This window comes from Streptomyces sp. NRRL B-24484 (genome assembly GCF_000717715.1).
In the GTDB taxonomy this organism is placed as follows: domain Bacteria; phylum Actinomycetota; class Actinomycetes; order Streptomycetales; family Streptomycetaceae; genus Kitasatospora.
Genome location: NZ_JOAI01000176.1, coordinates 1 through 232 on the forward strand (window position 1 = coordinate 1; position 232 = coordinate 232).

Sequence of the window (232 nt, forward strand, 5' to 3'; positions counted from 1 at the left end):
TGTTGACATCCCCGGCCGGTCCGTTCGGATCGGTTGGAGATTCCTTTTGAAATAACACAGCGAGGACGCAGTGCGCGGGACCGCCCTATTCCGGTGGTTTCCGTGCCGCTCAACGCGAGTGTGAACCCGATTACGGGTAATCATTCACGGAGAGTTTGATCCTGGCTCAGGACGAACGCTGGCGGCGTGCTTAACACATGCAAGTCGAACGGTGAAGCCCTTCGGGGTGGAT

General features: G+C 57.8%; 1 rRNA gene. It reads left to right on the forward strand.

From position 1 onward, the window contains the following. Window positions 1-143 precede the first annotated feature (143 nt). A 16S ribosomal RNA gene (locus IE98_RS0141810) occupies window positions 144-232 on the forward strand; the annotation flags it as partial.